Here is a 15,360-nt window from a genome sequence, read left to right as displayed (position 1 = left end):
AGACGGATCCCCCCGGCAGTCACGCCACGACGATGCGGACCGACACGGACGACGACCCGTCAGCCCGGACCTCGAACCACAGGTCCTGGGCGAGGTGTTCCGCCCCTGAGCGGACCCGGTCCGCCCCGGGGCTTCCCCCGCGGGCTGTCCGGACCGCCTCCGGCCCGGACAGCCCGTCCTCACCCGGTCACCCCAGCGGCAATATGTCCGGCGCCCCGAGCCGCGCCGCGTCCGCCGTCAGGTCGTCCGGCTGCCGCTGCGACTCCCGCTCCGCCTCCACCCGCTTCTCGTAGTGCGCGATCTCCTTCTCCGTCCGGCCCTTGTCCCAGCCGAGCACCTTCGCCATCAACTCGGCGGCCTCCCGCGCGCTGCGCGTCCCCCGGTCGAAGGTCTCGATCGAGATGCGTGTACGCCGGGTCAGCACGTCGTCCAGATGCCTGGCCCCTTCGTGCGAAGCGGCATAGACGACCTCGGCCCGCAGATAGTCGTCCGCGCTGCCCAGCGGCTCGCCCAGCGAGGGGTCCGCCACGATCAGGTCGAGCAGCTCCTGGGTCATCGAGCCGAAGCGGTTCAACAGGTGCTCGACCCGGGCCACGTGCAGACCGGTGCGCGCGGCGATCCGCGCCCGCGCGTTCCACAGGGCGTTGTAGCCCTCTGCTCCGATCAGCGGCACGTTCTCCGTGACGCACTCGGCGACCCGCTGGTCCAGCCCGTGCACCGCCTCGTCCACCGCGTCCTTCGCCATCACGCGGTACGTCGTGTACTTGCCGCCGGCGACGACCACCAGGCCCGGCACCGGATGCGCCACCGTGTGCTCCCGCGAGAGCTTGCTGGTCGCATCGGACTCCCCGGCCAGCAACGGCCGCAGGCCCGCGTACACGCCCTGGACGTCGTCCCTGGTCAGGGGCGTCGCAAGCACCGAGTTGACGTGTTCGAGGAGGTAGTCGATGTCGGCGCTGGACGCGGCCGGGTGCGCCTTGTCCAGGTCCCAGTCGGTGTCCGTGGTCCCGACGATCCAGTGGCGTCCCCACGGGATCACGAACAGCACCGACTTCTCGGTCCGCAGGATGAGCCCGGTGGAGGAATGAATCCGGTCCTTCGGTACGACCAGATGGATGCCTTTCGAGGCCCGCACATGGAACTGTCCGCGCTCGCCGATCAGCGCCTGGGTGTCGTCCGTCCACACCCCGGTGGCGTTGACGACCTGCTTGGCACGGATCTCGTACTCGGTACCGGTCTCGACGTCCTCCACCCGCGCGCCGACGACCCGTTCGCCCTCCCGCAGGAAGCCGATGACCCGGGCGCGGTTCGCGGCCAGTGCGCCGTAGCTCGCGGCCGTCCGCACCAGCGTCGTCACATAGCGCGCGTCGTCCATCTGCGCGTCGTAGTACTGCAACGCCCCGACCAGCGCGTCCTTCTTCAGCGCCGGCGCCACCCGCAGCGCGTGCTTGCGCGTCAGGTGCCGGTGCAGCGGCAGTCCGCGGCCGTGTCCCGACGAGACCGACATCGCGTCGTACAACGCGACGCCCGAGCCCGCGTACCAGCGTTCCCAGCCCTTGTGCTGCAAGGGATAGAGAAACGGCACCGGCTTCACCAGATGGGGCGCCAGGCGCTCCAGGAGCAGCCCGCGCTCCTTCAGGGCCTCCCGTACGAGCGTGAAGTCGAGCATCTCCAGATAGCGCAAGCCGCCGTGGATGAGCTTGCTCGACCGGCTCGATGTGCCCGAAGCCCAGTCCCTCGCCTCGACGAGACCGGTCGCGAGCCCGCGCGTCGCGGCGTCCAGCGCCGTCCCCGCACCGACCACACCGGCCCCTACGACCAGTACATCCAGTTCACGCTCGGCCATCCCGGCGAGCGCTGCCGTGCGCTCCTCGGGCCCCAGTGTCGCTGTCCTCACTGCTGCCTCCCGTTGATCAGGCCGCCAGAACGGTGTCCGGCACACCACCGATTCTGTCCGCCCTCGCCGACTTCAGCCACCGCCTGTGGACAACACACGGACACCCGGACCCGCCCAATACCGCAAATCGGTCATATTTACTCCTAACCTGACATTGCATGGTCCACAGGACTTGCGCTCTCGTCCCCCTCCGGCTATTGGGAAGCGGATCACCCCATGCCCGCAGATCTCGCCGTCATCGGACTCGGTCACCTCGGCCTGCCGCTCGCCCAGGCCGCAGTCGCCACCGGCCTCGAAACGATCGGATACGACACCGACCCACGCCGACTCCTCCAACTCGCCGCCGGTCACACCCCCGTCGACGGCTCCCTCAGCGCGGCCGACATCCGCCGGATGCTCTCGGGGGGCTTCCGGCCCGTCACCGATCCGGCCGAACTGGGCCGGGTGCGTACCGCCGTCATCTGCGCGCCCACCCCGCTCGGCGAGGACCGGGCGCTCGATCTGACCCCGGTCGCCGACGCGACCCGTGCGCTCGCCGCACGGCTGCGCCCGCACACCACGGTCATCGTCGAATCGGCCGTCTACCCGGGCACCACCGAGGAGATCCTGCGCCCCCTCCTGGAGGAGGGCTCAGGGCTGCGGGCCGGCCGGGACTTCCACCTCGCGTACTCCCCCAGCCGCCTCGACCCCGGCAACCGCAACCACCCCTACGCCGCGACACCCAAGGTCATCGGCGGCCTGACCCCCGCCTGCACGGAATCCGCGGCGGCGTTCTACGGCCGACTGAGCGACAAGGTCGTCAGGGCCCGGGGTCCCCGCGAGGCCGAGATGACCAAACTCCTCGAAACGAACTACCGGCACGTCAACATCGCCCTGGTCAACGAGATGGCCGTGCTCTGCCACGAGCTGGGCGTGGACCTCTGGGACGTCATCCGCTGCGCCGAGACCAAACCCTTCGGCTTCCAGGCCTTCCGTCCGGGCCCCGGCGTCGGCGGCCACGGCGTCCCGGTGGACACCGCCGGTCCCCCGCACACGGTCCGGCCGCTGCGCATGGTCGAACTCGCGCAGCAGGTCAACGACCGGATGCCGCAGTACGTCATCCAGCGCTGCGCCACCCTCCTCAACGAGCACGGCAAGTCGGCGCGCGGCGCCCGCGTGCTGCTGCTCGGCGTGACGTACAAGCCCGATCTCGCCGACCAGGAGAACTCCCCCGCGGGAGAGATCGCCCGGCGTCTGATGGACCTCGGCGCCTCGGTGAGCTACCACGACCCGTACGTCCCCGACTGGCGCATCCGCGACGTGCCGGTGCCCCGTGCCGACTCGCTGTACGAGGCGGCGGCGGGCGCCGATCTGACCGTTCTGCTCCAGCAGCACCGCACCTACGACCTCCAGGGCCTCTCCGTGAAGGCCCAGCTCCTGCTGGACACCAGGGGAGCCACCCCGGCGGGAGCCGCCCACCGGCTGTGAAGGTCCTGGGTGAATGCCGTGAGGGAATGCCGTGGGTGATTGTCGGTGGGGACTGCTAGCGTGCGACGTTCGCTTCTCGCACAGTCGTGCGCTTCTGTCCCAGGGGGGACCCACCATGAGCCAGCCCGTGCCACCGCCGTACCCGTCGGACCCGAACGACGCACCCCAGCAGCCCGGACAGCCCCAGCCCGGACAGCCGTCGGCCTTCGGCTACCCGATGGCACCGCCTCCGGCACCGGTGCGCGACAACCTGGCGGGCGGTGTGGTGGTCGCGCTGGTCGTCGCGCTCGTCGCCGCAGGGATCTACGGGGCCCTCGGCGGCGCCATCGAGCGCGAGGTGAGCTATGCCGCGCTCGGCGTGGGCTTCGTGATCGGCTTCGCCGCGGGCAAGGTCGGCGGGCGCAACCCCGTGCTTCCCTTCGTCAGCGCGGCCCTCGCACTCGTCGCGATCTACCTCGGCGAACTGCTCGGCGCGGCCATCATCATCGCCAAGTCGGCGCCGGTCTCCGTGTCCGAGCTGTTCTTCCAGAATTTCGGCCTGCTGTCGAGCGCCTGGAAGGAGAGCCTGGACTTCATGTCGTTCGTCTTCCTGGCCCTCGGCGTCATCGCCGCCTTCTCGGGTGCCAGGAAGGCAGCCGCCTGACCGCCGCTCCCGCCGTACGCACGACGGGGCCCCGCTGCCGGTTCCGGCAACGGGGCCCCGTCGTGTAGATCCGCCTCAGGGGCTCAGCGCTTGTGCTGCGCGTCCGCCACCGTCACCTCGACGCGCTGGAATTCCTTCAGCTCGCTGTAGCCCGTGGTCGCCATCGAGCGGCGCAGCGCACCGAAGAAGTTCATCGAACCGTCCGGGATGTGCGAGGGGCCGGCCAGGATCTCCTCGGTCGTACCGACGATGCCCAGGTCCACCAGCTTGCCGCGCGGCACGTCCTCGTGGACGGCCTCCATGCCCCAGTGGTGGCCCCGGCCCGGCGCGTCCGACGCGCGGGCCAGCGGGGAGCCGATCATCACCGAGTCCGCACCGCACGCGATGGCCTTCGGCAGGTCGCCCGACCAGCCGACGCCGCCGTCCGCGATGACGTGGACGTACCGGCCGCCGGACTCGTCCATGTAGTCGCGGCGGGCCGCGGCCACATCGGCGACCGCGGTCGCCATCGGGACCTGGATGCCCAGCACGTTGCGCGTGGTGTGCGCGGCGCCGCCGCCGAAGCCGACCAGCACGCCCGCCGCGCCGGTGCGCATCAGGTGCAGGGCCGCGGTGTACGTCGCGCAGCCGCCCACGATGACCGGGACGTCCAGCTCGTAGATGAACTGCTTCAGGTTCAGCGGCTCGGCGGCACCGGAGACGTGCTCGGCCGAGACCGTCGTACCGCGGATGACGAAGATGTCGACGCCCGCGTCCACGACCGCCTTGGAGAACTGGGCGGTGCGCTGCGGGGAGAGCGCCGCCGCGGTGACCACACCCGAGTCGCGCACCTCCTTGATGCGCAGACCGATCAGGTCCTCCTGGATCGGCGCCGCGTAGATCTCCTGCAGACGCCGGGTCGCCGTCTCCTCGTCCAGCTCGGCGATCTCGTCCAGCAGCGGCTGCGGGTCCTCGTACCGCGTCCACAGACCTTCGAGGTTCAGTACGCCGAGGCCGCCCATCTCGCCGATCCGGATCGCGGTCCGCGGTGACACGACCGAGTCCATCGGGGCGGCCAGGAACGGCAGCTCGAACCGGTAGGCGTCGATCTGCCAGGCGATCGAGACCTCCTTCGGGTCCCGGGTGCGCCGGCTCGGCACGATGGCGATGTCGTCGAACGCGTACGCCCTTCGGCCGCGCTTGCCGCGCCCGATCTCGATCTCAGTCACGATGTGTGGCCTTTCCCTCTATGTCTGCCGTTCCAGTATCCCCGACGCGCGCGCGGAAGCCCGCGGGCCGTCCGGCCCGCGGGCTTCCGAGGTGGTGCGTACGCCTCAGCGCCGGGTGTAGTTCGGTGCCTCGACCGTCATCTGGATGTCGTGCGGGTGGCTCTCCTTGAGGCCCGCCGAGGTGATCCGGACGAACCGGCCCTTGCTCTCCATCTGGTCGACGGTGGCTGCGCCCACATAGCCCATCGTCTGGCGCAGCCCGCCGACGAGCTGGTGCAGGACGTTGGCCAGCGGACCCCGGTAGGGCACCTGACCCTCGATGCCCTCGGGCACGAGCTTGTCGTCGGAGGAGACGTCGGCCTGGAAGTAGCGGTCCTTGGAGTACGAGCGGGCCTGGCCGCGCGTCTGCATCGCGCCGAGCGAGCCCATGCCCCGGTACGACTTGAACTGCTTGCCGTTGATGAAGAGCAGCTCGCCGGGCGACTCCTCGCAGCCCGCGAGGAGGCTGCCGAGCATGACGCTGTCGGCACCGGCGGCGAGCGCCTTGCCGATGTCGCCCGAGTACTGGAGGCCGCCGTCACCGATCACCGGGACACCGGCCGCTCGCGCGGCGAGCGCGGCCTCGTAGATCGCCGTGACCTGCGGGACGCCGATACCGGCGACCACTCGCGTGGTGCAGATCGAGCCGGGGCCGACACCGACCTTGACCCCGTCGACGCCCGCGTCGAGCAGCGCCTGGGCGCCGTCGCGGGTCGCGACGTTGCCGCCGATGACGTCCACGCCGACACTCGACTTGATCTTCGCCATCCAGTTGAGGGCGTTGCTGTTGTGGCCGTGCGAGGTGTCGACGATCAGGAAGTCGACTCCGGCCTCGGCCAGCGCCTGGGCCCGGTCCAGCGCCTCGGGGCTCGCCCCGACCGCGGCGCCGACGAGCAGCCTGCCCTCGGCGTCCTTGGCGGCGTTGGGGTACTTCTCGGCCTTGACGAAGTCCTTGACCGTGATCAGGCCCTTGAGGATGCCCGCCTCGTCGACCAGCGGAAGCTTCTCGATCTTGTGGCGGCGCAGCAGCTCCATGGCGTCGGCCCCGGAGATGCCGACCTTGCCGGTGACCAGCGGCATCGGCGTCATGACCTCGCGCACCTGGCGGCTGCGGTCCGACTCGAAGGCCATGTCACGGTTGGTGACGATGCCGAGCAGCTTGCCCGCCGGGTCCGTCACCGGCACGCCGCTGATGCGGAACTTGGCGCACAGCTCGTCGGCCTCGCCCAGCGTCGCGTCGGGGTGCACCGTGATCGGGTCGGTGACCATGCCGGACTCGGAGCGCTTGACCAGATCGACCTGGTTGGCCTGGTCCTCGATCGAAAGATTGCGGTGCAGCACGCCGACGCCGCCCTGACGTGCCATCGCGATGGCCATACGGGCCTCGGTGACCTTGTCCATGGCGGCGGACAGCAGCGGAATGTTCACGGTGACGTTCCGCGAGATGCGGGACGAGGTGTCGACCGCGTTCGGGAGCACTTCCGATGCGCCCGGCAACAGCAGCACGTCGTCGTATGTCAGCCCGAGCGTCGCGAATTTCTCGGGCACTCCGTCGACGTTTGCAGTCATGACACCTTCCCCATATGGCCTTGATCGGTGCGGATGTCCATGCTAACGGGCTCGGGAGGCGTCTCATTCCACGATCGACCTGATCGGGAATCCTTGGAGGTTCCTACCGCGCGCGGGAGCCGCCCTCCGCGCGGGCCGCGGAGACCCGTTCCGTACAGGGGCGCGTTTCCGTACGGCGGACAGCACAGCCCCGCCGGTCCCGGTGGGCCCGATCGGCCCCGCCTACTGCTCGGCGAGCGCCCGCAGCCTGCTCAGCGCGCGGTGCTGCGCGACCCGTACCGCTCCCGGGGACATGCCCAGCAGCTGCCCGGTCTCCTCGGCGGTCAGCCCGACCGCGACCCGCAGGACGAGCAGTTCCCGCTGGTTCTCAGGGAGGTTGGCGAGCAGCTTCTTGGCCCAGGCGGCATCGCTGCTGAGCAGCGCGCGCTCCTCGGGGCCGAGCGAATCGTCGGGCCGTTCCGGCATCTCGTCGGACGGCACTGCCGTCGACCCCGGATGCCGCATGGCCGCCCGCTGGAGGTCGGCGACCTTGTGCGTGGCAATGGCAAAGACGAAGGCCTCGAAGGGCCGGCCGGTGTCCTTGTAGCGCGGCAGCGCCATCAGGACGGCGACACAGACCTCCTGCGCGAGGTCCTCCACGAAGTGGCGGGCATCACCGGGCAGCCGGTTCAGCCGCGTACGGCAGTAGCGCAGGGCCAGTGGGTGGACATGGGCCAGCAGATCGTGCGTCGCCTGCTGGTCGCCGTCGACGGCCAGGTGAACGAGTGCACCGATCGCCCCATGGGCATTCGCAGCCTCGTCGTCGCGCATCGGTCCATGGTGCCTCGGCACCGAACCATCCGCTTCACCGCGCTCGTAGTTGTGCACTGAAGCGTTATGAGCAGGTGCGCCGGAACTCATCCCCTGCGCCCTCCCCTCCCGCTCGAACGACTCGTCCCCGAGGAACTCCACAACTCAAGGATGCGGCATCACGCGGGAAACAGAGTTGGGGCGTCCGCCACCCCGTCCGCCACCGAGCGGACGGGGGGTCCTGCCGGTCATCTTCTAACGAACCAGGCCCCATCGGAAACCGAGCGCCACCGCGTGGGCGCGGTCCGACGCTCCGAGCTTCTTGAAGAGCCTCCTGGCGTGCGTCTTCACCGTGTCCTCGGAGAGGAAGAGTTCGCGGCCGATCTCCGCATTCGACCGGCCGTGGCTCATCCCTTCGAGCACCTGGATCTCCCGCGCGGTGAGCGTGGGTGCCGCGCCCATCTCGGCCGAACGCAGCCGCCGCGGGGCGAGCCGCCAGGTCGGATCGGCGAGCGCCTGCGTGACCGTCGCCCGCAGTTCGGCGCGCGAGGCGTCCTTGTGCAGATAGCCGCGGGCACCGGCGGCGACCGCCAGCGCGACACCGTCCAGGTCCTCGGCAACGGTCAGCATGATGATCCGGGCACCGGGGTCCGCGGAGAGCAGCCGCCGCACCGTCTCGACGCCGCCCAGACCGGGCATGCGTACGTCCATCAGAATCAGGTCCGAACGGTCGGCACCCCAGCGGCGAAGAACTTCCTCGCCGTTGGCCGCCGTGGTCACACGCTCGACGCCGGGCACGGTCGCGACCGCCCGACGGAGCGCTTCTCGGGCAAGCGGGGAATCGTCGCAGACGAGGACGGATGTCATGACCGCCCTCCGCAGCTGATGCGCGTCACCTTGGGCCTCCAGGCTGGGTACGAATCGTCACCTGTGCGGTCGATGCCTCTCGGACATGTGCCCGAGTGGTTCTTGTCTCAACCGCCCACGCACTCTCAACGATGGTCACTCGAAAGAGTTACGGGCGGGACCGCCGCCTTCGACACTCTACGTGAGGGGACGGTCGCAGAGGAGAGCCCCACGCCCCAATTGCCCGTATTGAGCAGTTGTGACCCATTTAGCTGCTCTTCTTCCATTTTGGTGGTGTCTGTGACTAGATTCGTAATGAGTCATATTTACATCTACTTACATCGTGGATGCACGGTCACGGCTTAAAGGGGACAAGCAATGGCAGATTTCTCCCGCCTTCCCGGACCCAACGCCGATCTATGGGACTGGCAGCTCCTCGCGGCCTGCCGTGGGGTGGACAGCTCGCTCTTCTTCCACCCGGAGGGCGAACGAGGTGCGGCGCGAAGCGCCCGCGAGACCTCGGCGAAGGAGGTGTGCATGCGCTGCCCGGTCCGTGCCGAGTGCGCCGCGCACGCGCTCGCCGTGCGCGAGCCGTACGGAGTGTGGGGTGGGCTGACCGAGGACGAACGCGAGGAGCTCATGGGCCGGGCCCGCAACCGGCTGATCACCGCCGCCACACCCAACGGCCCCGGCCCCGCTTGACGGTCACCCGCAGCTCACCGAAGGAGAAACGTTCCTTCAGGGGGCCTCGGCCCGTACCCCTGCCGTCGGCTCAGCGGGTGGCGGCCTGGGCGAGCCGGTCCAGGGTCGCCGCCACCGCGGGCACCTGTGCCAGGTCGGGCAGGGTCAGCGCGACGATCTCGCGCTGTACGGCCGGTTCCACCGACACCGTCCTGGCGCCCTTCGGACGCACCGACTCGATCGCCAGTTCCGGCAGCACCGCGACCCCGAGGCCCGCGCCGACCAGGCCGATCACCGCCGGATAGTCGTCGGTCGCGAAGTCGATGCGGGGCGTGAAGCCGGCGCCCTCGCAGACCTCCACCAGCTGGCGGCGGCACCGCGGGCAGCCCGCGATCCAGGACTCCTCGGCGAGATCGCCGACGGTGATCGTGTCCGCATCGGCCAGCCGGTGCCCCTCCGGGACCAGTCCGACCATGCGGTCGGTGAGCAGCGGGCGCACGACCAGGTCGTCCCACTCGTCCGTGGCGGGCCCGTAGCGGAAGGCGAGTGCGACGTCGCAGTCGCCGTCGCGCAGCAGGTCGACCGAGCGCGGTGGCTCCGCCTCGACCAGGGAGACCCGGGTACCCGGGTGTGCGGCGCGCAGCGCGGCCAGGGCCGTGGGCACCAGCGTCGAGCTGCCGCTGGGGAACGACACCAGCCGTACGCGGCCCGCGCGCAGTCCGGCGATGGCGGCGACCTCCTCCTCCGCGGCGGTCAGCCCGGCGAGGATGCCCGCCGCGTGGCGCACCAGGGCCTCACCGGCCTGGGTCAGGCGCATTTCGCGGCCCGTACGGATCAGCAGCGTCGTACCCGACGAGGCCTCCAGCGCCTTCATCTGCTGACTGACCGCGGGCTGGGTGCAGCCCAGTTCCCGCGCGGCGGCGGAGAAGGAGCCGGTGGTGGCGACGGCGCGCAGGACACGGAGGTGACGGGCCTCGATCATGATTCGAGCATAAGGGGTTCTTGGGGAGGGTGCGGATAATCGTGTAGTGGCTTTGATGGTGAGCCTCTAGCCTTTCTCCATGAAGCTTCTGTCGGTGAATGTGGGGAAGGCCCGGTCCGCCGCGTACACGGATGCCGTGGGCGGGATGACCGGGGTGGACAAGCGGCCGGTCGAAGGGCCCGTACGGGTGTTCTCGCCGGGGCCGCCAGGGGTCGGCGCCGGTGGGGTCGAGGGCGACTCGGTCTGCGACCTGCGGTTCCACGGCGGCGACGACCGGGCGGTGTACGCCTTCGCGCGCGAGGACCTCGACGCCTGGGAGCGGGAGTTGGGGCGCCCGCTGGCCGACGGCGCGTTCGCCGAGAACCTCACCACCGGCGGGGTCGATGTGACCGGCGCCCTGATCGGGGAGCGGTGGCGGGTGGGGCCCGAGGTGGTGCTCGAAGTCACCGGCGGGCGCATCCCCTGCCGTACGTTCCAGAATCACGTCGGCGAGCCGGGGTGGGTCAAGCGGTTCACCCGGGCCGGGGCGCCCGGGGCGCTGCTGCGGGTGATCGAGCCGGGTGCGTTCACCGCGGGCGACCCGATCGAGGTCGTGCACCGGCCGGACCACGACATCACCGTCGCGCTGCTGTTCCGGGCGGCGACCGTCGAACGCGAGCTGCTGCCGGGCACGCTGGTGGCAGCGGAGTGGATGGAGTCCGGGCTGCTCCGGGAGGCGCGTGCATACACCGCCAAGTACGGGGTAGCGGGGCAGTGAAGGCCGCTCGCCGTCTACGGGACCGTCTAACGTTCCGCCCATGACAACAGCACTGATCACGGGCGCCACAGCGGGAATCGGAGCCGCCTTCGCACGGCGTCTGGCCACGGACGGGCACAACCTCGTCCTGGTGGCGCGCGATACCGAACGGCTCCGGCGTCAGGCGACCGAACTGCACGATCTGCACGGCATCGAGGCCGAGGTGCTGACCGCGGATCTGGCCATCGAGGACGGGATCTCCTCCGTCGAGGAGCGTCTCTCGGACCCGCGGAACGCCATCGATCTGCTGGTCAACAACGCCGGGTTCGGCAACAAGGGCCGCTTCCTCGACGTCTCCGTGGCGGACGAGTTGATGATGCTGAAGGTGCACTGCGAGGCGGTGCTGCGGCTGACCTCGGCCGCGGTTCCGGGGATGCGGGACCGCGGGCGCGGCGGCGTCGTCAATGTGGCCTCGGTGGCGGCGTTCCTGCCGCGCGGGACGTACGGCGCTTCGAAGGCGTGGGTCGTGCAGTTCACCCAGGGCGCGGCGCGGGACCTGGCCGGTTCGGGGGTACGGCTGATGGCGCTGTGCCCGGGGTTCGTCCGTACCGAGTTCCATGAGCGGGCCGGGATGGGTACGGACAACATCCCCGGCTGGATGTGGCTGGACGCGGACAAGCTGGTGGCTGCCGCGCTCACGGATCTCGCGCGCGGCAAGTCGTTGTCGATCCCGGACCCGCGGTACAAGGCGCTGATGGGTGCGGCGAAGCTGGCGCCGCGCGGCCTGCTCGGAGGGATCACCTCCAAGACAGGCCGCAAGTACGGGCCGCAGTAGGACCGACCGTCCCGGTCCCGCGGGACCGTTGGTCCCGCCGGCCGCTACCGGTCGGTGCCGGGGCCCGCGTAGGCGCCGATGTTGGGGGCGCCCGGCTTCAGCTTGTTGCCGAAGTAGTCCTTGCCTCCGTTGTCCGCCACGACCGTCCCCGCGCCGAGGGCGGGCGAGCCCTTCGCCAGCTTGAAGTCATCGCGCAGCAGCGGGTCGGCGGTGATGCCTCCCGGGTTGGGGCGGGTCATGTCGATGCCGTAGAAGGCGTTGTGGTCGAAGGAGAGCCCTGCGGTCGGGTTGCTGAAGCCGTAGCCGCCGGTGCCCTCGCTCACGAAGATGTTGTTGCGGATGTACTGCTCGTGCTGCGTGGTGGCGGGGCTGCCGTTGTCGTCCTGCACCAGGTAGCCGGGGATCGTCTCCTTGTTGGAGAACGAGTTGTTGTAGATCTGGGTGTTGAGGATCGGTCCCGCGCAGTTCTGCAGCAGCCGGGTGCCGTCGTTGTGGCTCACGTTGTAACGGGCGACCGTGTCCACGGTCTTCGCGCCGCTGTAGGGGCAGACCAGCAGGAAGCCGCCCTTGTTGTCGTGGCTGTAGTTGTACTGGAAGACCGTGTGGCTGGAGGCGCCGTCGGCGTCGAAGGACATGCCGTCGTGGCTGTTCCCGCCGCCCGAGACCTCGTTGTACTGGATCAGCGTGTCGTCGGTGTTGAAGGTCCAGATGCCCGCGTTGGCGGAGGGCGAGCGCAGCTGGAAGCCGTCGACACGGTTGCGCTCCACGACCGCGCCGCTGGTGGTGTCCAGCTTCATGCCGTCGCCGCCGATGGACTTCAGCGTGTTGTCGGCGACCCGGACACGGGTCGACGGGGTCCAGGCGCCCGGGTACACGTTCGGGTCCTGCTGCTCGCCGACCAGATCGCGCTTGGAGAAGGTCGACTTGAAGTAGATGCCTTCCCGGTCGACGTCCTCGATGCGGTTGTGGTGGATGTCCAGGCCGTCGTAGTTGCTCGCCTTGGCGGTGCCCTCGACGTCGACGTGGATGGCGCTGGAACCGGTGAGGGTCTTGGAGTCACCACCGCGCACGTCGTGGATGTAGAGGTGGTCGATCTCGAAGCCGTGCGCGGTGCCGTAGTCGGTCAGCCGCAGCCGCACTGCGTTGCGCTCGCTGCCCGGGTTCTCGGCGTTGGTGATCTCCAGCCCGGACAGGTGGACGTACTGGGTGTTGGAGAGGAGTACGGCATCGTGGGTGCCCGCTCCGTCGATCACCGCACGGTCCCGGCCGGTGCCGTAGTCGGCGATCGTGAAGGACGCGCGGGACGAGCCCGCTCCCTTCGGGGTGAGGGAACCCGTACAGGTCGCGCCCCGCTTGAAGAGGAGACGGTCGCCGGGGCCGTAGGTGTGCGCGTTGGCCTGGTCGAGCGTGGTCCAGGGGTGCCGGACGGAGCCGTCGCTCCGGCTGCCCGCGGTGGCCGAGCAGTCGACGTGGAACGTGGCGCCGGGCCGGGGCGCCGCCTGGGCCTGGGCGGTGAGCCCGGTGACCGCGAGCGCGGTGAGGGACGCGGCGGTCAGGGCGGTGTACGTACGGCGATGTCTCATGATTCCTCCGGGAGTTGCAGTACGGCGGTGGTGCCGTCCTGCCAGGTCACATGGATCGTGCGGGGGTCGTTGACGCGGATGTCCGCGAGCGTGTCCGCGGGGGCGGGGTCCGGCTCGGCGGTGAGCGACGCGAGGCTGACGAAGAGCGACGCGGGTGCGGTGGTACGGCCGTCGAGCGCGAGGACGTCCGAGCGCGGGCCGAACAGGGTGGAACCTGCGGCGAGTTGCCGTGGGGTCCCGGTGTAGCCGTGGACGGGGTGGAGTTGGGCGGTGAGTGCGCCGGTGGCGGCTGTGCCGGGCGAGGCGGGCGGTGCTGTGGGTGCGGCCGGTGTCGGGGTGGCTGGTGCGGCCGGTACGGGTGTGGCCGGTGTGGTGGCCCAGCCGGTCTGGCGTACGGGGGTTCCCGGCTCGGCTCCGAGGACCAGGTGGGCGCGGAGTTCGGCGCGGCCGTGGGCGAGGGTGGCGGACACGATCCGTACGCCGGGGAGCGGGGTGGTGACGGAGGCGGCCCAGCCGGAGCCGCTGGTCAGGGGGGTGGCCGGGCCCCGGACGGTGGGTCCTGCGTCGGTGAGGAGCGCGAAGTGGTTGTCGCGCGGGGCGTGTTCGGTGGCGTCGGCACCGGAATCGGTGCCGGAGCCGGAACCGGCGGCAGCCGCGTCCGTGGAGCCCGAGTCGGTGGTGGCAGGGCCGGTGGTAGTGGCGGGGCCGGTGGTAGTGGCGGGACTGGTGGGGCCGGTGCGGGTGGAGTACGCGTAGCGGGCGTAGCCCGGGTCCTCGTCCTGGCCCACGTGGTTGCTGCCGTGGTTGTGGAGGCGTACGAGTCCGTCGGCGGCGGTGGACTGGATCAGCAGGTGGGGCGTGGCCAGGGTGGTGACCGTGTCGGCCGTTTCGGACGGCAGCGGCTCCTCGTCCGCCGTCCACACCGGGTGGTCGGCGGGCATCAGCAGACCGAGGAATCCCTTGGACGCCCAGTAGGGGGACGCGGGGCCCGAGTACGTCTGGATGATCGGCGCGTACGGACCGTGCCAGCCCAGCGTGAGCAGCCCGTGCTCGTCGGTCGCGCGCTCGTGCGTACGGCCATCGGGTGCGGCCGGGTCCAGGAAGTAGCGCAGGGTGCCGGAGGCGAGGCGGCGGGTGGCGCCAGGGCTGAGCGGGGTGTGGCCGGTCAGCGCGCCGAGCCAGGGTGCTGCCGCGGCGGCGAACCGGTAGGTGAGCGAGCGGCCGTACGGCATGGGTGCGCCGTCTGCGCCGAACATCCGCGTGTACGCGTCGAGATGGGCGTGCAGCCGGGGCCCGTACCGGGCGAGGAGTTCCCGGTCGCCCGCGAGATGGGCGTGCAGGACCGGGTAGAAGTGCATCGCCCAGGCGTTGTAGTGGTCGAAGGAGCGGTTGGGGCCGTCGCTGTACCAGCCGTCGCCGAGCCACCATTCCTCGATGCGCTCCAGCGAGCGGCCGATCGTCCGGCGGGCCCGGTCGGTCTCGATACCCGCGTCCTGGAGGAATCCGGCAACGGTGAGGCCGAAGAGCCACCAGTTGTTGTTCACCGGTGACGGGTCGAGAGCGGGCAGCAGCCAGTCGACGGCCTGCTGCCGGGTGCGGTCGTCGAGGGTGTCCCAGAGCCAGGGGCGGGTGACGCGCAGGCCCAGCGCGACGGACGCGGACTCGACGACGGCCTGCCGGGTTCCGGCCATCTGCGGCCAGGAGTCCGGCCCCAGCAGACCCGATGCGGTACCCGGCGCACCCGCCGGACCGGGCGCGGTGCCCGCCGCCAGGCCCTCGGCGTACCGGGGGAGGAAGCCGTGCGGATCCCGGCCCTCCGCCCCGGCGACCCGGAACGCGGCGAGGAGCCAGGTACGGGCGTACCCTTCGAGGCCGTCGGAACGCGTCCCCGACCAACTGGGGCGGAGGCCGGGGAGGTTGATCAGGCCGTGACGGGGCGATGCCCACGGCCGTACCGCCAGCAGGAGTTCATCGGCCGCCTTCTCCCAGTGCGCGCGGGTCCAGCCGGTGTACGGGCTCGCTGGGTGCGGGGTCGGCGTGGGCATGATGCTCCCTGAAGGCGGCGGACTGCGGCGTCGCCGGAAT

The 15,360-nt window shown here is 70.6% G+C and carries 13 protein-coding genes; 5 read left to right on the top strand and 8 right to left on the bottom strand.

The genetic code is table 11. The features are described from left to right. Positions 1-187: 187 nt before the first annotated feature. On the bottom strand, positions 188-1,897 hold the full coding sequence (locus OG709_RS22045; protein ID WP_250299409.1) for a glycerol-3-phosphate dehydrogenase/oxidase: 1,710 nt from the start codon (positions 1,895-1,897) through the stop codon (positions 188-190). Positions 1,898-2,113: 216 nt separating this feature from the next. Here OG709_RS22045 and OG709_RS22040 point away from each other — a divergent pair, with 216 nt between their 5' ends. Together OG709_RS22040 and OG709_RS22035 are read left to right on the top strand one after the other, a co-directional pair. Next, complete coding sequence (locus tag OG709_RS22040) at positions 2,114-3,364, top strand: nucleotide sugar dehydrogenase (RefSeq protein ID WP_250299407.1); 1,251 nt, start codon at positions 2,114-2,116, stop codon at positions 3,362-3,364. A 115-nt stretch (positions 3,365-3,479) separates the two neighbouring features. Continuing rightward, positions 3,480-4,007, top strand: coding sequence for a hypothetical protein (locus tag OG709_RS22035; protein ID WP_250299404.1), 528 nt, complete (start codon positions 3,480-3,482; stop codon positions 4,005-4,007). A gap of 83 nt (positions 4,008-4,090) precedes the next feature. Here the strand turns inward: OG709_RS22035 and OG709_RS22030 are convergent, their stop codons facing one another. The 4 genes from OG709_RS22030 to OG709_RS22015 form a co-directional block, all read right to left on the bottom strand. Continuing rightward, a complete protein-coding gene (locus tag OG709_RS22030) occupies positions 4,091-5,215 on the bottom strand; it encodes a GuaB3 family IMP dehydrogenase-related protein (protein WP_250299402.1) in 1,125 nt (374 codons plus the stop codon). Between the two features lie 105 nt (positions 5,216-5,320). Further along, a complete protein-coding gene (gene guaB, locus OG709_RS22025) occupies positions 5,321-6,823 on the bottom strand; it encodes an IMP dehydrogenase (protein WP_250299400.1) in 1,503 nt (500 codons plus the stop codon). 222 nt (positions 6,824-7,045) lie between these two features. After that, complete coding sequence (locus OG709_RS22020) at positions 7,046-7,633, bottom strand: sigma-70 family RNA polymerase sigma factor (protein WP_250299398.1); 588 nt, start codon at positions 7,631-7,633, stop codon at positions 7,046-7,048. Positions 7,634-7,867: 234 nt separating this feature from the next. Beyond that, a complete protein-coding gene (locus OG709_RS22015; protein WP_003948568.1) occupies positions 7,868-8,479 on the bottom strand; it encodes a response regulator transcription factor in 612 nt (203 codons plus the stop codon). Positions 8,480-8,836: 357 nt separating this feature from the next. Between OG709_RS22015 and OG709_RS22010 the strand changes: the two genes are divergently transcribed. Then, a complete protein-coding gene (locus OG709_RS22010; RefSeq protein WP_250299396.1) occupies positions 8,837-9,160 on the top strand; it encodes a WhiB family transcriptional regulator in 324 nt (107 codons plus the stop codon). A 70-nt stretch (positions 9,161-9,230) separates the two neighbouring features. On the opposite strand, the gene OG709_RS22005 is transcribed toward OG709_RS22010, so the two are convergent. Next, positions 9,231-10,121: a LysR family transcriptional regulator gene (locus OG709_RS22005; RefSeq protein ID WP_250299395.1), complete on the bottom strand. Its 891-nt coding sequence runs from the start codon at positions 10,119-10,121 to the stop codon at positions 9,231-9,233. 79 nt (positions 10,122-10,200) lie between these two features. Between OG709_RS22005 and OG709_RS22000 the strand changes: the two genes are divergently transcribed. Further along, entirely contained in the window at positions 10,201-10,878 is a 678-nt protein-coding gene (locus OG709_RS22000) for an MOSC domain-containing protein (protein ID WP_250299393.1), read from the top strand. Positions 10,879-10,918: 40 nt separating this feature from the next. Then, the gene (locus OG709_RS21995) at positions 10,919-11,692 is read left to right on the top strand and encodes an SDR family NAD(P)-dependent oxidoreductase (protein ID WP_329167550.1); all 774 of its coding nucleotides are present in this window, start codon (positions 10,919-10,921) and stop codon (positions 11,690-11,692) included. Between the two features lie 44 nt (positions 11,693-11,736). Here OG709_RS21995 and OG709_RS21990 read toward each other — a convergent pair whose 3' ends face one another. Beyond that, positions 11,737-13,275: a right-handed parallel beta-helix repeat-containing protein gene (locus OG709_RS21990; protein ID WP_329167548.1), complete on the bottom strand. Its 1,539-nt coding sequence runs from the start codon at positions 13,273-13,275 to the stop codon at positions 11,737-11,739. Continuing rightward, positions 13,272-15,320 (bottom strand): DUF2264 domain-containing protein, encoded by a 2,049-nt coding sequence (locus tag OG709_RS21985; protein WP_329167546.1) that lies wholly within the window; start codon positions 15,318-15,320, stop codon positions 13,272-13,274. Before OG709_RS21985 ends, OG709_RS21990 begins: the two co-directional genes overlap by 4 nt. Positions 15,321-15,360: the final 40 nt, after the last annotated feature.

The organism is Streptomyces sp. NBC_01267, from assembly GCF_036241575.1.
Taxonomy (GTDB): Bacteria; Actinomycetota; Actinomycetes; order Streptomycetales; family Streptomycetaceae; genus Streptomyces.
This window is presented reverse-complemented; position numbering and strand designations above follow the sequence as displayed.